General features: G+C 42.8%; 18 protein-coding genes. 3 read left to right on the top strand and 15 right to left on the bottom strand.

The window, feature by feature from the left end; genetic code table 11:
• Window positions 1-374: 374 nt before the first annotated feature.
• From CVN76_RS12905 to CVN76_RS12865, 9 genes are all read right to left on the bottom strand, one after another.
• Entirely contained in the window at window positions 375-965 is a 591-nt protein-coding gene (locus CVN76_RS12905) for an SCO family protein (protein WP_100531568.1), read from the bottom strand.
• Between the two features lie 136 nt (window positions 966-1,101).
• Entirely contained in the window at window positions 1,102-1,944 is an 843-nt protein-coding gene (locus CVN76_RS12900) for a DegV family protein (RefSeq protein WP_100531567.1), read from the bottom strand.
• Window positions 1,945-2,169: 225 nt separating this feature from the next.
• Window positions 2,170-2,415: a DUF2535 family protein gene (locus CVN76_RS12895; RefSeq protein ID WP_332850635.1), complete on the bottom strand. Its 246-nt coding sequence runs from the start codon at window positions 2,413-2,415 to the stop codon at window positions 2,170-2,172.
• Window positions 2,416-2,570: 155 nt separating this feature from the next.
• Window positions 2,571-3,317 (bottom strand): twin-arginine translocase subunit TatC, encoded by a 747-nt coding sequence (gene tatC, locus CVN76_RS12890; RefSeq protein ID WP_061140422.1) that lies wholly within the window; start codon window positions 3,315-3,317, stop codon window positions 2,571-2,573.
• Between the two features lie 80 nt (window positions 3,318-3,397).
• The gene (locus tag CVN76_RS12885) at window positions 3,398-3,589 is read right to left on the bottom strand and encodes a twin-arginine translocase TatA/TatE family subunit (RefSeq protein WP_061140421.1); all 192 of its coding nucleotides are present in this window, start codon (window positions 3,587-3,589) and stop codon (window positions 3,398-3,400) included.
• 192 nt (window positions 3,590-3,781) lie between these two features.
• A complete protein-coding gene (gene ilvA / locus CVN76_RS12880) occupies window positions 3,782-5,050 on the bottom strand; it encodes a threonine ammonia-lyase IlvA (RefSeq protein WP_100531566.1) in 1,269 nt (422 codons plus the stop codon).
• Window positions 5,051-5,197: 147 nt separating this feature from the next.
• On the bottom strand, window positions 5,198-5,683 hold the full coding sequence (locus CVN76_RS12875; protein WP_100531565.1) for a dihydrofolate reductase: 486 nt from the start codon (window positions 5,681-5,683) through the stop codon (window positions 5,198-5,200).
• Entirely contained in the window at window positions 5,680-6,474 is a 795-nt protein-coding gene (locus tag CVN76_RS12870) for a thymidylate synthase (RefSeq protein WP_100531564.1), read from the bottom strand. The genes CVN76_RS12875 and CVN76_RS12870 overlap by 4 nt, the downstream gene beginning before the upstream one ends.
• Before the next feature lie 53 nt (window positions 6,475-6,527).
• The gene (locus CVN76_RS12865; protein WP_100531563.1) at window positions 6,528-7,238 is read right to left on the bottom strand and encodes an anthrax toxin lethal factor-related metalloendopeptidase; all 711 of its coding nucleotides are present in this window, start codon (window positions 7,236-7,238) and stop codon (window positions 6,528-6,530) included.
• A 200-nt stretch (window positions 7,239-7,438) separates the two neighbouring features.
• On the opposite strand from CVN76_RS12865, the gene CVN76_RS12860 reads away from it, so the two are divergent.
• Window positions 7,439-7,681: a hypothetical protein gene (locus tag CVN76_RS12860; RefSeq protein WP_100531562.1), complete on the top strand. Its 243-nt coding sequence runs from the start codon at window positions 7,439-7,441 to the stop codon at window positions 7,679-7,681.
• A gap of 227 nt (window positions 7,682-7,908) precedes the next feature.
• On the opposite strand, the gene CVN76_RS12855 is transcribed toward CVN76_RS12860, so the two are convergent.
• Together CVN76_RS12855 and CVN76_RS12850 are read right to left on the bottom strand one after the other, a co-directional pair.
• Window positions 7,909-8,679, bottom strand: a complete 771-nt coding sequence (locus CVN76_RS12855; protein WP_100531561.1) for a TerC family protein — start codon at window positions 8,677-8,679, stop codon at window positions 7,909-7,911.
• 196 nt (window positions 8,680-8,875) lie between these two features.
• The gene (locus tag CVN76_RS12850; RefSeq protein WP_100531560.1) at window positions 8,876-9,496 is read right to left on the bottom strand and encodes a YpjP family protein; all 621 of its coding nucleotides are present in this window, start codon (window positions 9,494-9,496) and stop codon (window positions 8,876-8,878) included.
• Between the two features lie 435 nt (window positions 9,497-9,931).
• Here CVN76_RS12850 and ggt point away from each other — a divergent pair, with 435 nt between their 5' ends.
• On the top strand, window positions 9,932-11,620 hold the full coding sequence (gene ggt, locus CVN76_RS12845; protein ID WP_442857568.1) for a gamma-glutamyltransferase: 1,689 nt from the start codon (window positions 9,932-9,934) through the stop codon (window positions 11,618-11,620).
• Here the strand turns inward: ggt and CVN76_RS12840 are convergent.
• Together CVN76_RS12840 and CVN76_RS12835 are read right to left on the bottom strand one after the other, a co-directional pair.
• Entirely contained in the window at window positions 11,611-12,399 is a 789-nt protein-coding gene (locus tag CVN76_RS12840; RefSeq protein ID WP_100531559.1) for a class I SAM-dependent methyltransferase, read from the bottom strand. The genes ggt and CVN76_RS12840 overlap by 10 nt on opposite strands.
• A gap of 66 nt (window positions 12,400-12,465) precedes the next feature.
• Complete coding sequence (locus CVN76_RS12835) at window positions 12,466-12,906, bottom strand: BrxA/BrxB family bacilliredoxin (RefSeq protein WP_100531558.1); 441 nt, start codon at window positions 12,904-12,906, stop codon at window positions 12,466-12,468.
• A 281-nt stretch (window positions 12,907-13,187) separates the two neighbouring features.
• On the opposite strand from CVN76_RS12835, the gene CVN76_RS12830 reads away from it, so the two are divergent.
• A complete protein-coding gene (locus CVN76_RS12830) occupies window positions 13,188-13,622 on the top strand; it encodes a hypothetical protein (protein ID WP_442857572.1) in 435 nt (144 codons plus the stop codon).
• Window positions 13,623-13,897: 275 nt separating this feature from the next.
• Here CVN76_RS12830 and ilvD read toward each other — a convergent pair whose 3' ends face one another.
• On the bottom strand, window positions 13,898-15,583 hold the full coding sequence (ilvD, locus tag CVN76_RS12825; RefSeq protein ID WP_100531556.1) for a dihydroxy-acid dehydratase: 1,686 nt from the start codon (window positions 15,581-15,583) through the stop codon (window positions 13,898-13,900).
• Window positions 15,584-15,868: 285 nt separating this feature from the next.
• Window positions 15,869-17,008 carry a conserved virulence factor C family protein gene (locus CVN76_RS12820; RefSeq protein ID WP_100531555.1) on the bottom strand — a complete coding sequence of 380 codons (1,140 nt, stop codon included), beginning with the start codon at window positions 17,006-17,008 and terminating at the stop codon, window positions 15,869-15,871.
• Window positions 17,009-17,045 lie beyond the last annotated feature (37 nt).

Below are 17,045 nucleotides of genomic sequence, written 5' to 3'. Positions count from 1 at the left end.
AATTCAAGCTATAGCCTTTCCTACCATATGATATGAAAAATGCCGCGAATTAAAGCTAGTCCTATAAAATTTAGCATGTACTGAGCATGTAAAATCATTCTTCAGTTCATCCGTTTCTTCAAAAATCCACTCGACTGTTCCACTTACCCCAATATAAAGCAAGGTAAACAAAAAAGGTTCTTTTCGTAAAGGTTTTGTTTTTAAAACGAAGCGATTTAAGGTTGATCGTGGCGGAAATGCAAGGCTCCTGCGGGAAGAGCGGGTCTGATGAAACCAAGGGCGTTCACGGGGATATCAACCACAACGCATTACTTGGGCAATACCAACAAATTGTGCGAAAACAGCCGAAAAAAAAGAACAGGTCAGTAACCTGTTCAATAATTTTGCAGGATTTTTATATGCTTGATCATGTCCTCAAAGGGGATGTCCTGCAGACCTGTATAATCCCGAATGATCTTGCCGTCTTGATCCATGAGAAAAAAGCTGGTTCCATGAATGACCTGATCTTCTTTTTCTGGTTTTTTGACGATCGTCTTGAAATTATCCAGTGCAAATTGCTCGATTTCTTCCTGGTCATAACCAGTCAAAAAATGCCAATTTTTATAATCAACATTAAATTGATCACCAAATTTCTTTAATACATCTGGCTTGTCTATTTCGGGATCGACAGAAAAGGAGATGAATTCCACATCCTCTATCCCTTCATCCTTCAATTGCTGTTGCAGCTTCGACATATTGGAGGTCATCGGCAGACAGACCGTTTCACAGCTGGTAAAGATAAAATCCGCTACCCAAACCTTACCCTTGAGATCACTTTTTGAAAAAGGCTTGCCATCCTGATCGATGTAACTAAAATCCTCAAGGTCCCAATTTTTCGCATCCGGGACACCATTTGAACCGCATGCCGTCAATAGCAATAGTATCGATGTCCCCATAGCTGCCATTAGCACATGCAGCTTTCTCATTTCTACCCCGTCCTTTATGTATAAAATATTCTGATACTTCTTTCATTCTAACAGAACCTTTGCATGGAGGACAGTACCTCTTTCTATGGAGCGAAAATCTATGTGAAAAGGAAGAACCTAACCTATAATATTCATCTCAATCCCAATAATACATGATTGCCATGGCGCCCTCACCTGTATGGGTACTGACAACGGCGGTCGTTTCTTCTATTTTTAAATCCTGAAAGCCCGATAGTTCACTGATGGCATGACGGACTTTATCTGCCAATTCGAAACCGTTTGCATGTACAAAACCAATGCCCCTGATTTTTTTACCATCCGTATCTTCCTTGAATTTCTTGATGATGAACTTCACGACCTGTGACTGGCTTCTGGCTTTGGAAACCGGATGCAATACACCATCCTCCAAAAGCGCAATCGGCTTGATGTGAAGCAGTGAACCGATGAAAGCGGAAACTTTCCCAATCCTGCCGCCCTTAACAAGGTTATCCAGTGTTTCGATGACAATGATCAGGCTTGACTGTTTCTTGATATGCTCCAGCCTTTCGATTATTTCTGCAACGGATTTCCCTTCTTTTGCAAGCTTTGCGGCCTCGATCACCTGGAAAGACATCGACTTGGAAATGAATTTCGAGTCAAAAACGGTTACCTTCGCGTCGGACATGCTTGCGGCACTTTCCGCAGAGCGTACAGTCCCGCTCATACCACCTGTCATATGGATGGAAAGGACCTCCGTGCCGTCTTTGCCAAGCTTGTTGTAAACCTCCATAAACGTTCCTGCCGCAGGCTGTGAGCTTTTCGGAAGTTCTTTTGAACGGTTCATCCTTTTCAGGAATTCTTCCTGTTCGATTTCTACTTTATCCAAAAAGGTTTCCCCATCAATGGAGATCGATAAAGGAACCATCGTGATATCATAATATTCCAGTTCTTCAGGTGTCATATCCACCGTTGAGTCTGTCACTATCTTTACTTTATTCATCAATACACATCCCTAAATTAACATATCTATTGTATTATACCTACTCAAGGTAAGCATTTAAACCTAAGGTCCTTTTTGTCATCCCGAGGCATTCTTCCCCTCGAAATGATTACACAAAAAAAGACCGTTCCATCCACTAACCTTAAATGATGCCGCTTCATTCGATATCTCGTGGAATTCGGGGCATCTCTATTATCGGATTAGTTAGCGATGGAACAGTCCGCATCAAGCATTATTAAGTAAATTCCCAGGAAAAATTGTGTTATATACAGGCCATTTGAGCACGGATGCTAAATATTGCTTAAATGAGTAACTCTCTTTATGATCTTTATTGGCAAAAACTTTCTTTACGAATACTTCCAAACGCACGGTCAACATAAAAAAATTCGGATCACTAGGCAGTAAGACAGGTATTTCTGAAATGGTGACCTTATGTCCAAAACAATCTTTGAATTCCAAGCATTTGAACATCAAAATATCAATCCTCATTTTCAACCGATTGCTTACATTATACACAATAAATCCAAAAGTATAAATATTCAAATGTGTAAAAAATAGGACAAATCATGCTTGTTATCAAGAATACAAAAAGACCCATGAAGGACGGGTGCCTTCATGGGTCTTTTTCATATACCTTCTTCAATGTTGCCATCACGCAAACTTTCACGTTTCACCTTGCGTTTATAGACGACCTTTGATAAGGAAATGCTGATTTCATATAATAGCAGCAACGGAACCATTACCAGGAAGTCTGACATAAAGTCAGGCGGCGTGATCGATACGGCGATGACCACCAGAACAAAGTACGCATATTTCCTTAACTTTTGAAGCACATACGGATTGATGATGCCGATGGAGGTCAAAAACATCGTAACGACGGGAAGCTCGAACAAAACTGCAAATGGCATGGTCATATTGAAGACGAATGAAAAGTACTTATCCGCAGTGAAATTCGTTATGAACATCCCATCTCCCAATTCAATCAAGAACTGGAGGATCGTCGGGAAAATGACGAAATAACCGAATGCCAGGCCTCCAATAAATAGCAGAAAAAGTGCCGGGATATAGGAAAGCGTCGCCCTTACTTCATTCGGCATCAAGGCAGGCTTGACGAATAACCAGATTTGCAGGGCAATTATCGGTATCGTTGCTGCAATGGCCACCACGCCGGAAAGCATGAAGTAAATCCAAATGATATCACTTGGGCCCAATACCATTAGGTCAAAATCAAGATCCTTTACAAACCAATGATAAATTTCTTCAACATAAATAAAACTGGCGATAAAAAAGATGATAAAAGCAACAGCCGTTATGATGAGCCGTTTTCTTAGTTCATCGAGATGATCGATGATATTTAATTCTTTATCTTCCACTATTGATCACGCCTTCAAAATCAGTGTCTTTGTTCCAGCATAAAGGCGCAAGACGATTCCATCTTACGCCCACCGTTTAATCATTCATGATTTTTTTGTTGTAATTTCTTATCTTCCTCATAATCGCCTTTTGTTAATTCATTCGTGGACTTTTTAAATTCACGAAGCGTTTGTCCAAATGCACGGCCAATCTCAGGAAGTTTCTTCGGACCAAATATTATTAGTGCCAATATCAGGATGAGAATTAGACCAGGTACTCCAATGTTCGACATGGATACAACCCCTTTGGTGTTATAATTAAACATACCTTGATTATAATACCATTTCCAACCAATTGAAAGTAAACCGACAATCCGTCATATAATGGTAACAATTATCGACAGGGTGTTCGTTACGACTGGGAAGGTAGAATAAAAATGTAAAAAAGAATATTATTCTATCCTAATTTATCATGTTGTAGCTGCTTAAATCAACAAGTGAAATAAATTACTGTCTTTATTGACCTCGACGAATGAGAAACCTTTTTTATTCATTCTTTGGATGAGTCCCTCATAGTCATTCTTGACTTTCAATTCGATACCCACCAATGCAGGACCGCTTTCTTTATTGTTTTTCTTTGTGTATTCAAAACGGCTGATATCATCATTCGGCCCTAGAACCTCGTCAAGGAATTCCCTTAATGCGCCGGCCCGTTGTGGAAAATTGACGATAAAATAATAAAGCAGCCCTTCATATAGTAAAGATTTCTCCTTGATTTCCTGCATCCGCCCAATATCGTTGTTCCCGCCGCTGACCATGCAAACAACCGTTTTCCCTTTGATTTGTTCTTTGTACGAATCCAACGCCGCTACAGAAATGGCTCCTGCCGGTTCGGCGACAATCGCATGCTGATTATATAAATCGAGGATGGTCGTACAGATTTGCCCGGAAGGAACGACAACGATGTCTTCCAGGTTATCTTTGCATAACCGAAATGTTTTTTGTCCTACGCACTTGACTGCTGCACCGTCCACGAAGGTATCTATGCTTTCAAGTTCAGTCACTTTCCCTTCCTTGAACGAATATTCCATCGATGCCGCATCAAGCGGCTCCACACCAATGCATTTCGTATTAGGTGAAACCGATTTGAAATAACTGGATACACCAGCCATCAGTCCGCCGCCGCCGATTGCCGCGAAGACATAGTCAATTTCATCTTCACAATCATTCAGGATTTCAACAGCCGTCGTACCCTGTCCGGCAATAACTTTATCATCATCAAATGGATGGATAAAAGTGCGCCCTTCTTTTTCACAGCATTCCATCGCCATTGCAAATGCATCATCGAATGTATCACCGGCAAGAATGATCTCGACGTTATCCTTGCCAAATAGCTGTACTTGATCGACCTTTTGCCTTGGTGTTGTGGCAGGCATGAAAATTTTGCCATGTATCCCCAACTGGCTGCAGGAAAAAGCGACCCCTTGTGCATGGTTGCCTGCACTGGCACATATGACTCCGTTCTCCGTCTCTTCGTGGGTCAAGCTCTTCATTTTGTAGAATGCCCCTCTTAATTTAAAGGAGCGCACATGTTGTAGATCCTCGCGTTTTAAATAAACATTACATTCATATTTATCAGATAGTCTCTGATTTTTTTGTAGAGGAGTATGTAGAACGATGTCTTTCAGTTCTCTATAGGCAATTAGAATATCCTCCAATTGGATCCCCCTGTTCATTGATGCAGTCTGATTCATAACTATCCCTCATTTCCTTCCTAATCAATTCAATCATTATAGCACTTTACTACAGGTAATGTAATTGATTTTTCTAAAAATTCCATCTTTTATCCTTTTCATGCAAAAAATCCGATCATGGGTACTTCCCATAACCGGATTAGTCGTTTATTTTTTTTGCAAGATAATGAAATCATGTGCAAAGCGATTTTTTTCATCCACGGTACCTCGGATTGAGGAAACCTTTTCCCATTCATTTTCTTCGATGGCAGGAAAAAAGGTATCACCTGCAAATGTTTCATGAATTTCCGTTATATATAATCGATCGGCAAACGGCAGGACTTCTTTGAAGATTTCGGCACCGCCAATCACGAATACCTCGTCATCACGATTGTCGGCATATGTTTTGATTTCGGAAATGGCATGCAAGACTTCACAACCAGACGCTTTGAAATCCTGATTGCGGGTTACGATGACATTTTCCCTGCCAGGGAGCACCTTCCCTATCGATTCAAATGTTTTTCGTCCCATGACGATGGGATGGCCCAACGTCACTTTTTTAAAATACTGCAAATCTGCCGGCAAATGCCACGGGAGTCGATTATCATTTCCAATCACCCGATTCTGATCCATGGCGACGATTAACGAAATCATATGCTTACCTCACCCTTTATATGAGGATGCGCTTCATAATTTTCCAGAACGAAGTCCTCAAAGCTAAAATCGAAGATATTTTTCACTTCCGGATTTATTTTCATGGTTGGCAATGGTTTAGGGTCACGAGTCAATTGCAACTCAACTTGTTCAAGATGGTTGGAATAAATATGAACGTCCCCAAATGTATGTACAAATTCACCGACCTCCAGATCACATACCTGGGCAATCATCATCGTTAAAAGGGCATACGATGCTATATTAAAGGGAACGCCTAAAAAAACATCCGCCGAACGTTGATATAATTGGCACGAAAGCTTACCGTCAGCCACATAGAATTGAAAGAAGGCATGACATGGCGGCAAGGCCATCTCATCCAATTCCCCAACATTCCAAGCACTCACTATCAATCTTCTTGAATTGGGATTCGTTTTGATTTGCTCGATCAATTCACTGATCTGGTCGATTTGCCTACCATCAGCCGTCCCCCATGATCGCCATTGATGACCATATATCGGACCTAGTTCACCATTTTCATCAGCCCATTCATTCCAGATGCGCACGCCATTTTCCTGGAGGTAGCTGACGTTTGTATCTCCCTTCAAAAACCATAACAATTCATGGATTATCGCTTTCAAACTAACCTTTTTCGTCGTAAGGACAGGAAATCCTTCTTGCAAATTGAACCTCATTTGATAGCCAAAGGTACTGATCGTTCCCGTTCCCGTACGATCGCCTTTTTGAGTTCCATTTTCCAGGACATGCTTACATAAATCCAAATACTGCTTCATGCTATACCACCTTTTCTACATTCATTCATCTTATTTTAACGTAAGTCCAATGTTTAATCTAATTGTTTAATAAAATGATATGTCTTGGGTGCCTTTTGTTTAAGTAATTGGTTTTGTTCAGAGTTTACATAAAACATGGCAAACGTTTCGGCAAAATATTCTTCAGGATAATTGGAAAAATACGACTGCCCGGGAAACAAGACATCGACTTCCTTACCCCAGATTTTCAAATAATCCATGTCATCCCGAATTCCATCGAATACGATATTATCGATCGAATGCGCCAGTTCATGGAGCTCCAAATTGACCGACCCATGCCCGTTGCCCTTATCGCTTGCGCCGATCTTGACCAATACGGTATGAGATCCGCCCATGCCAGGCACGTCATCCCAGGTCGTTTTTTTATTCAAATAACCCCGGGGCGTATGTCCCTTTAAATTAGCTGCCGATTGGTTTTCTGTTAGATTACCTTGGAATAATTTAATCCTGACACCGCTCTCAGCCGTTTTCTCCAATAACGATTGGGGCAGTTCATCGATCGTTCCTCCAATTTTCAACGCTTCCTTTTCATTGAAATCCTCTTCAGGAAATAAAAATATTTTCCGCAAAACTTTATTGTCATTAAACAAGTCAGCTTGCCTCAAAAGACTATCTTTTGGCAATTCACGCCATCTCATACCATCTTCCTTCGCTAATGAATAGGAGAGCATGGTTAAAAAAAAGACAAATAACGCCGATATGATTAGCCACTTTTTCCGTTGCATGAACTTCTCCCCCTTCACCATTCCCCTGAAAATGTATGTATGTTCGTTCCCTTAAACTATTATTCTAGTATAACATACGGATCGGAAGCGAAAACTCCATGTTTTATTGGTAATTATGGCAACGCTTATTATTGGAGCACCATTTCTGCAACCCTTTCATATATCAACCATATATAATGTAAAAGGTTTAAGGTGATTTCATGGAAACCAATAATAAAAATGACCTTTTGAAAGAGCAAAGGGAGCTAGCTGAAGAAGTTCTTGATATCTACAGTTTAAAAGTATTCATCATTCTCGACCTTTTGCTGTTCTCCATTTTCTTTGGCATCCTGCTGCATCCGCTGCTGCCTTCTCTCTGGCTAAATTTTTTATTGCCTTTGCTTTTCTTCACTACTTTTACAGTCCTTCTTCAAATTCTTGATATACTCCATAAAAAAAGCTGACACCAGTTTTTGGTGTCAGCACAGACTGTAGACAAACCCGACAAAAAAATCGAGTTTGTCTATTTTTATGAGTTGTACAATGTGGCCGTTGATTGTAACGTCCGGAGGCTCCCAAGCCGCCCGCGGAAAGGAAGCACTTGAAAAGGATAGAGGGGGTTGGAATTTTCACTTTCCGAACCCCTCTTGTCTGCAAACTAAGATGAATCACTTTTGATGTCAGCTTTTTGTCATCCATGTTCTTTCAGCTTTTTTCCTTTTTTGAAGTGCAATGCGAGCGTGGTCCCGAAAATCAGTAAAATGAAGGCAAAAAAGATTGCGGGCGGTATTTCGATTCCCGCAACGGCAATCAACATTTTAATGGAAATGAAACCGATAAGCACATAGGCCGCCGTTTCCAATTGCGGAACCTTATCGATCAATTTTAAGAATACCCCTGCAACGCCCCTCATCATCAGGACTCCAATCATCCCGCCGGTCAGGAGGACCCAGACTTTTTCACTCACTCCAAAGGCAGCCAGGACGCTATCGACGGAGAATGCGATATCCATCAGTTCCACTGATGCAACCGTTCCCCAAAACATGCCGAACATCCGGATCAACAGGCTGTTTTTACTCATTCCTTGAATCGCTTCATCGTCCCCGGCCTTCCGTTTTCTTTTGTTCCGGAAGTATTTAAATGAGAGCCAAGCAAGGTAGGCTGCTCCAATCACTTTCACCCACCATAGTTTAATGAGGAAAACACCGATTCCAATCGCCACGAACCTAAAAGCATATGCGCCCAATAAACCATAAAAAAGGGCTTTTTTACGCTGTTTAACCGGAAGATGCCTGACCATTACAGCCAATACCAAAGCATTGTCCGCAGATAGCAATCCTTCCATCAAAACGAGCGTTCCAATCAGCCCCCAGCTCACTGGATCGGATAAAACCTCCACCCACATATGCCAATCGAAAAATTGGGCATATGTTTGAATAATGTTATTCAACAACTCAGACATGAAAAAGACTCCTCTGCTCCTATTACTGCATGAATCAATGGTCATTTACCATTATTCCCACTAACGCGGGGGATAATATCTCCATTTCGAACGGAAAACAAAATAAATACGTTGCATGACAACGTATCATTTACTGCTTATAGGAAATTTTATCTTCATCTTACTCTTACCATGAAATTAAATCAATGAAACCAACCTAGGAGAGCTTTTGTTGTTTGCTTGTCCATTCAGGCGGTGTGTTTTTATCCCAGTATATTTTCCCGAGATCATGGTGGGCCGTAAACGCATCATGATAGGTATGATAATGAAAATCGAACCAATACCCCTCAAGCGGAGGGTTTTCCTGCCTGACGTGAAAGCGGATGATATCCTTGCCGCTTAATGAATCATAAATATGAAAAATTTTCTCTGCCCTGCCAGCACTTGGCTGCTCCGTGATCGTTAATTGCTGTAATTTTTCATCCGGAAATTGGGAGGCCATTTCTGTTAGGGCTTCTTGCATTTTTGGTAAGATCGCCAGCTTGAATTCTTCACCGATTTTAGGATTGATTTTTTCGCCAAATTTCATATAAGCGCTTTCCTCTGCTTTGTCCAGTATGCCTGATAAAAACTCTTCCCGATTGAATTCCGCTTTCCGTTCAGTCGAATTCTGTGAAGCAAGATAGGCTAAACCTTCTTCTTCGACGAGCCCCTTTTTCGTATCCTTTAACGAATCGGCCTCGGCAAGCCACGCCAAATCTGAAGGGGTGACAAGACCGAACGTCAAAACGGATACCAAAATGACGAGACTTTTCCTGAACCACGCCGTTGCTTTCAACTCACACTCCCCCTTCTTGATTGTATTTTCTTTATATTTAGTATACTTTTATTTTTTGCCAATTACGAATATATAGTGTCCTATGTTTTAAATAATTTAAAAAAGGATAAATACCTATATACGCGATATGAACCCCAACCTTTTCACTAAATAATTCGAAACCCAAATTTACATGAAGGATTTTGGCGATATTTGGAGAACTTAATTAGATTCAAGTCTTTTTAAGGAGGGTTCTTATATGGCTTTGACCACGACTGCCATGGTCGCTTTATGTCTTGTAACATTAGCATTTTTCGTATATTTATCATTTGCCGATTAAGAATAAATGAATAGTTACGAAGAAGCTCCTTGTCATTCACCTACGATGGCAAGGTTTTCTTTTCACATAAGCTGCTCGTTGTGGTTTTAAATGGACTTGATACTGGAGGAATGACCTTGGAAAACAATAATGGAAACACTAAAGAAGAAAACTATAAACGGGAAACGGCAACAGGTAATGCGGGAATGGTCGTAACGGCACACCCCGTAGCTACATCGATTGGGGAAAAAATATTACGTGAAGGCGGGAATGCCGTTGATGCAGCCGTCGCCATCCAATTCGCCCTCAATATTGTAGAGCCGATGATGACAGGAATCGGCGGCAGTGGTTTCCTGATGGTATATAATGCAAAAGAAAAGACGACGAAAATATTCGACGGTCATGTAAGGGCACCTAAAGCGGCCCATCCGAACATGTTCCTTGATGAAGATGGTGAAGTCATTCCCTTTAGAGAACGTTCGATCAAAGCTACGGCAGTGGGCATCCCCGGAATCCTGAAGGCGATGGATGAAGCATTATCTGAGTATGGCAGCAAACCACTCGGGGATTTGATTGAGCCTTCGATTGAATACGCAGAAAAAGGCGTTCCGGTCAATTGGGTACTCTGTGATGCTCTTGAAAACTTTGAATACCGATTGGGTGAAGAAGCACGTAATTTCTTTATGCCCGAAGGTAAACGATATAAAGCCGGCGACTTGCTGGTAAAAGAAAAATTGGCGAATACGTATCGCATATTGCAACGTGAGGGAATTTCGGCTTTTTATGACGGCGAGATCGGGAAAGGCATCATTTCCTGTATAAAGGAACTTGGCGGTTTCATGGAGCTTTCCGATTTACAGAACTATAAAGCGACCATTGATGAACCGATGTTTGGGACGTACAAGGATTATTCCATCGCTTCATCGATGGCACCAAGTGCGGGCGGCTTCACCGTCATTCAAATCTTGAAAATCCTGGAGAGCTTCCATATAGAGCAATATGATGTTCATTCCTGGGAAAAATATTATTTAATTGCCGAAGCGATGCGTTTAGCCTTCACCGACAAAAAGGCATTTCTTGCTGATCCGGAGTTTGCCGAATTGCCATTGAAAGGTCTCATGCATGATGACTATATAGCGAAACGCCGCTCTTTCATTAATTTCAAGACGAGGAATAATGCCATCGACTACGGAAACCCCTGGATTTATGATTCGGTCAACAAAAGGGAAGTGATTCCGCAGCCCAATGACGAAGATATCAGTGAAACGACACACTTCACGGTTCGTGACAGATGGGGCAACATCGCCGCTTGCACATCAACGGTAGAGCACCCCTTCGGATCGGGGATCATGGTTTCCGACTATGGCTTCATGTTGAATAACGAATTGACGGATTTCGATTCCGTTCCGGGCGGCATGAATGAAGTGCAGCCGAACAAGCGGCCTGTCAGCTGCAAAAGCCCGACCATCATTTTTAAAGACGGCGAGCCTATTTTAACGCTTGGATCGCCTGGCGGGCCAACCATCATCAGCTCAGTGGTTCAAACGATCATCAATGTACTAGATTTGAAAATGGACTTGAAAGCTGCCATTGAAGAGCCAAGGATTTTCACGCCGATGGGCCCGCACATCGAATGGGAAGCAGGCATGGACATGACAAGCAAAGGACAATTGGAAGCAATGGGCTTCGTCTTCAACGACGTCCCCCATTCTATCGGGAACGTCCAGGCCATACAAATCAACCCGGATGGCTCTAACTATGGAGCAGCCGATTCAAGCCGCGAAGGCTGTGCCATGGGACTTGAAGAAACAGATTATCATTCTTGATCTGAAACGGAAATGTAGCCAAAATGGAATTTGGATGTTTTTCTCTTCTGCACCTCAAATCCGAATTCCTCAAAGCGGGAACTGCGGAAGTGGTCTTTCAAAACGACTCTCTTCCGCGCCACCCGCTTGGCTTGTTCCATTAATTCAAACGATAGCCCCTTACCTTCTGCAAAGTGGGTCAGCCCTTTTATTCCATTTGATTCTGATATCGTTTCCTCAAACATGGGATCGAAATAAACTACATCAAAATGATTATCCGGCATGGTTTTCAACATTTCATAATGATCGCCATGAATGACCTCAACCCTTCTCATCGCTTCAATCATCTTTTCTTCTGCATCACTCCACGTCTTCAAACCATGTTCCACTAGGAGGGCCAAATATCGATTGCCTTCCGTTGCAACGATTCTTCCCTGTGCCCCTACTGCATAGCTCGCGACAATCGCATCGGAGCCCAAGCCCAAGGTACAATCCAGCACAGAGCTGCCTGCTGTTATCTCTCCGGCAAAGAGAAACGGGTCATTTTCGCCGCGAATGATCCTTTTTATCCGGATCATGGCAAGGTTCGGATGAAAAAAGAAGGGGTCCTTCTCGTTGTAACGATATAGCTCCATTCTATTTTTCCCATATACAAGACAGTCTTCTTCTCCATTATCACATTGAATATCGCGCACCGAGCGTTTTTTCCGGGCTATAAAGGGGATTTGTAATTCTTCAGCTACCCTTTTTGCTAACATTGCCGTTTCTTTATCGGCTCTTCCAACTGTTGTGACAAACATGCGCCTCCCCCTTTTTACACGCCTAAACTTGAAAGGAATGCCCCGTTGCCGGGACATTCCGATTCATCACTTATTTACTTGGCTGAATGCTCTTAATAAATTTTCCATTATGGCTTCCATTGGCTGCCCTTCTATATCATGGCGGGGAATGAAGTGCAGGACTTCTTTGCCCTTCAAAAGAGCCATGGACGGGGAAGAAGGTTCTATTCCTGTGAAATATTCCCTCATTTTAGCTGTTGCATCCTTATCTTGACCGGCAAAAACCGTCACAAGATGATTGGGCTTACCCTCATCTGCCTGTAATACGGCCTGGGTGGCAGCTGGACGGGCTAATCCCGCGGCACAGCCACAAACTGAATTAACGACCACCAATGTCGTACCTTCTGCAGCTTCCATGAAGTTTTCAACCGCATCAGCCGTTTCCAGCTCCTCGAACCCTGCCTGCACCAGTTCCGCACGCATCGGCTTCACCATTTGTTTCATATATTCATCATAGGCCATCGACATCTAAAAACCTCCTGTATTACAATTCTTCCAATAATTTAATCATACTATATTATTGCGTGATTATGCAAAATTGGCGCTTACTTCTCATTGGATTCATTGCTCCGCCTTTATCCTTCTTTCAGCCGGAAGGAGCAAGATGGTTTTGCCAAACCAAGTTTATACGAAGGCTCGACAAAAATACCCTCTCAATGTACTGCAACCCCATTAATAGTAAAACCTCAATAAGGGTAAATTAACACCAAATAAACCGAAGAGGTGTACATATGAAAGCATTGCTCGTGATGATATTATTCTTCTCCACCTCGGTAATCGCCCCGCCCCATTCTCAGGCAATAACAATGCCTTGTAGTATGGTGCTGGAACCGATTGATGAAAAACTGGCTAATGCAAAGGGATCGGCGTTAATTTACAAGGTTCAGTTACGGCCGCCAAGTTCTGCACGGACTAATGTAAGCATCCTTGGTGTGCACCTTCCACCCCCTTCTTCCTACGGAAATTATGATGGCTATCAAGGTTTTGCTTTCATACCCCGCGTCATAAGTTGGCAGTTCATGCTCGATCCTTCTCAAGAAGAAGAAAGTCCGACCTGGGCTGGAAGATTTGATGAGATTACAGCGGAAATGGAAAAAGCTAAGGTACAGGTCCGTCTTTTCAATTCAAAGACCGCGAAACTGGGACCGGCCATCTTAGGAAGCGATATCAAGAACTGTCATTGAGCGAATCGATGGATGATTGGAAAGAGCTTTGGAAGGGTTGGACATCGACTTCGACCTTCCTTTCAACTGCAGGCACTTAGCTTTCCAGAGCGGTCCGCACTTTAACACCTTTGGGATCTCCTTGGACTGGCACCCTTAGGGAAGTTTTACTGATCCGCTTCAATCCATTTGTTTTACGTTCAATAAACATGCTCTAAAATAATTGAAGAGGACCTGATGAGGTCCTCTTCAATTTAAAATAATATAGTCAATGCCTTTTTGAGCACACCCTGAAATTAAACTTTCATGACGCCGCCTGAGCTTGCATTCGTTACAAGCGCGGAGTAGCGTGCTAAATAGCCTGTTTTCACTTTGGACTCGAAACCTTTCCAATTGGCTTTGCGGTTTTCGAATTCCTCATCGGAAATCTCCAATTGGATCGTTCTGTTTTCCAAATCCAGCTCGATGATATCACCATTTTCGACAAAGGCGATCGGGCCTCCCTCAGCTGCCTCAGGAGATATATGGCCGATACTGATGCCGCGGGACGCTCCGGAAAAACGCCCATCCGTGATCAAACCGACCTTGGCTCCAAGTCCCCTTCCGACGATTTGGGAAGTGGGGGCCAACATTTCCGGCATGCCTGGTCCCCCTTTCGGTCCCTCATAGCGGATGACCACTACATTCCCTTCTTTCACCTTTCCAGTTATGATTCCGGATAGTGCATCTTCTTGGGAATCGAAGCATATGGCAGGTCCCCTGTGATAACCACCAACCGATGCGTCAACGGCACCCACCTTGATGATCGAACCTTGCGGAGCAAGGTTCCCAAACAATACGGCAAGACCACCTCGCTCAGAATGCGGGTTATCCAAAGGATGGAGAACATCTTTGTCCAATATTTCACAACCGGCAACATTTTCACGTAGTGTTTTACCTGAAACGGAAAGGCAATCTCCATTGAAGGCACCTGGTTTTTTGAGCAGCTCGTTGATGATGGCACTTACACCACCGGCATTATGTACATCTTCAATATGATAATCCGATGCCGGAGCAATTTTCGCCAAGTGCGGTACCCGATTCGCAATTTCATTGATGCGTTCCATTGGATATTCGAATCCTGCTTCATGCGCCAATGCAAGTGTATGGAGAACGGTGTTAGTCGATCCCCCCATTGCCATATCCAATGCAAAAGCATTATCAATGGCATCGATCGTCACGATATCACGAGGCTTGATATCCTGCTTGATGATTTCCATCAATTGCTTTGCCGACTTCTTGACGAACTCTTTCCGTTCCTCGGCGACCGCCAAAATCGTGCCATTTCCCGGAAGTGCAAGTCCTAAACCTTCAGCGAGACAGTTCATGGAGTTTGCCGTGAACATTCCCGAACATGATCCGCAAGTCGGGCATGCCACTTGCTCGATTTCCTGCAGATCCTCTTCATTGATATTACCCGCTTGATAAGCACCGACTCCTTCGAAAACAGATGTCAAGGAAAGAGATTTCCCGTTTTTGTCTTTACCTGCTTTCATTGGCCCTCCGCTTACGAAAATGGTCGGGATATTGACTCGAAGAGCCCCCATCATCATTCCCGGTGTTATCTTGTCACAGTTTGGAATGCAAACCATTCCGTCAAACCAATGTGCCGATACAACCGTTTCAACCGAATCGGCGATGATTTCCCGGCTAGGCAAGGAATAACGCATGCCGATGTGGCCCATTGCAATTCCGTCGTCGACTCCGATCGTATTGAATTCAAAAGGAACTCCGCCAGCCTCACGAATGGCCTCCTTCACTATTTTTCCGAATTCCTGAAGATGGACATGCCCTGGAACGATATCAATATAGGAATTACAAACCGCAATGAACGGTTTCCCGAAATCTTCTTCCTTAACTCCCGCTGCACGCAACAGACTTCTGTGAGGAGCACGATCGACTCCTTTTGTTATCATGTCACTTCTCTTGTTTGATGTAGACATTTGTTGTACCCCCAATTTCTACTAAATGTTTGATAATTCAGATAATATAATTTTTAGTATACTCTAAAAATTCTAACATATTTATATGCAATTGCAACCATCATTGTTTAAATTTTTATAAAAATCATTTTTCTAAAATAATAGAACCCGTTATTATTGATATAAATTCGATATCGTAGCAAAAATCGTTCCTACATGCTAGGCAAAAATGCCTGGATCAAAAAAGAAAAAGCATGGGGATTCACCCCATGCCTTTACCTTTTATGGACCTTCTTATTTTTTTGCTTATCTTTCATCGTTCGGTTGTCTTGATTCTGTCATCTGCTTCCACACCGAGCCTTTTGCTTCTTCACCATTTTCGATCCGGGCGATCGCCATCTTGATTTGCAGGGCGACTTCGAATTCGGGATCCTGCTCAGCTTTCTTTAAGGACTGGAGGGTCGATTCATCGCCAGCTTCGTATAAAAACATCGCCGCCCTCCATCTGACCAATTTATTTTTATCCGATAGTGATTGTGACATTTCCCCCATCGCTTCTTCAAAGCCCAGGTCGGATAAACAGTCACCAGCCGTCCGTCTTACGGCAGCACTCTTATCCTTCAATGCCTTATACAGGCTTGGAAGCACTTGTCTATCTTCGATCATGCCTAAATAGACAACCGCTAGCCTTCTGATGGAGACTTTGCTATCGGCAAGGGCCATGTCCAGTACCGGAATATCATCGACGGTTGGATCTTCCATTTGTTCTAACGCCTGATACCGTTTTTCCCAGCTTTCATCATTCAGCATTTCGGCAGTCAATTTTATTTTTGTACGTTTCACGAATGCTTCTTTTTTATCAGTCAGATGATCAGCTGCCGCTGCAAGCTGGTTAATCCGTTCTTCCGGATAAGCCGCGATTAGCTCGTCCGATACTTCCTTGACGATATCTTCCATATCTCCATATCTTATCCCGTAATCCTTCCATTTTCGAAGCAAGACCACGTTATCATCTTCTTTTTGTGCAGCAGCAATGCCCTTCAGGAAGTACTCAGGCAATGCAAAACGTTTTTCCTGCTGGCTATCACTGGCTTTGATCTGCATCGGAATCCCTTTGAATTGTTGAATGGCAACAGTCACTTCACCATAATGTTCATTTAAGATCGTTTGCTCGTTTTGTTCCTCGGTTTTTTCCCCGAATACCTGACGGATCTGGACCAAAATATCTTTCCAATCATATTTCGCATTGCGCTCGATCGCCAGGAAATCCGCAACATGATAGACACCCTTGACCCCATCGATCGTGAATAAATCCTTGATTAACTGTGGAGCCTGCTCAGCTTGATCCTTCTTATAATTATTGCTTTTACCTGCTGAAAGCTCCTCTGTCAGATTGATTTTCATTGTATTTGGACTTGGTGTCGGTTCTATTGATTTAATTTTCAATGTGTATCTCTCCTTTTACAAAACGTTTCCATGTACT

It is taken from the genome of Bacillus sp. mrc49, from assembly GCF_002803435.1.
This window is presented reverse-complemented; position numbering and strand designations above follow the sequence as displayed.

What these genes read in the sequence shown, in the direction of transcription:
- CVN76_RS12865 (WP_100531563.1), bottom strand. Translation starts at nt 7,238, where the DNA reads ATGCAACGGAAAAAGTGGCTAATCATATCGGCGTTATTTGTCTTTTTT.
- CVN76_RS12860 (WP_100531562.1), top strand. Translation starts at nt 7,439, where the DNA reads ATGGAAACCAATAATAAAAATGACCTTTTGAAAGAGCAAAGGGAGCTA.
- CVN76_RS12830 (WP_442857572.1), top strand. Translation starts at nt 13,188, where the DNA reads ATGATATTATTCTTCTCCACCTCGGTAATCGCCCCGCCCCATTCTCAG.
- ilvA (WP_100531566.1), bottom strand. Translation starts at nt 5,050, where the DNA reads ATGAATCAGACTGCATCAATGAACAGGGGGATCCAATTGGAGGATATT.
- CVN76_RS12895 (WP_332850635.1), bottom strand. Translation starts at nt 2,415, where the DNA reads ATGTTCAAATGCTTGGAATTCAAAGATTGTTTTGGACATAAGGTCACC.
- CVN76_RS12900 (WP_100531567.1), bottom strand. Translation starts at nt 1,944, where the DNA reads ATGAATAAAGTAAAGATAGTGACAGACTCAACGGTGGATATGACACCT.
- CVN76_RS12875 (WP_100531565.1), bottom strand. Translation starts at nt 5,683, where the DNA reads ATGATTTCGTTAATCGTCGCCATGGATCAGAATCGGGTGATTGGAAAT.
- CVN76_RS12885 (WP_061140421.1), bottom strand. Translation starts at nt 3,589, where the DNA reads ATGTCGAACATTGGAGTACCTGGTCTAATTCTCATCCTGATATTGGCA.
- CVN76_RS12905 (WP_100531568.1), bottom strand. Translation starts at nt 965, where the DNA reads ATGAGAAAGCTGCATGTGCTAATGGCAGCTATGGGGACATCGATACTA.
- CVN76_RS12835 (WP_100531558.1), bottom strand. Translation starts at nt 12,906, where the DNA reads ATGTCGATGGCCTATGATGAATATATGAAACAAATGGTGAAGCCGATG.
- CVN76_RS12840 (WP_100531559.1), bottom strand. Translation starts at nt 12,399, where the DNA reads ATGTTTGTCACAACAGTTGGAAGAGCCGATAAAGAAACGGCAATGTTA.
- CVN76_RS12855 (WP_100531561.1), bottom strand. Translation starts at nt 8,679, where the DNA reads ATGTCTGAGTTGTTGAATAACATTATTCAAACATATGCCCAATTTTTC.
- CVN76_RS12870 (WP_100531564.1), bottom strand. Translation starts at nt 6,474, where the DNA reads ATGAAGCAGTATTTGGATTTATGTAAGCATGTCCTGGAAAATGGAACT.
- ilvD (WP_100531556.1), bottom strand. Translation starts at nt 15,583, where the DNA reads ATGTCTACATCAAACAAGAGAAGTGACATGATAACAAAAGGAGTCGAT.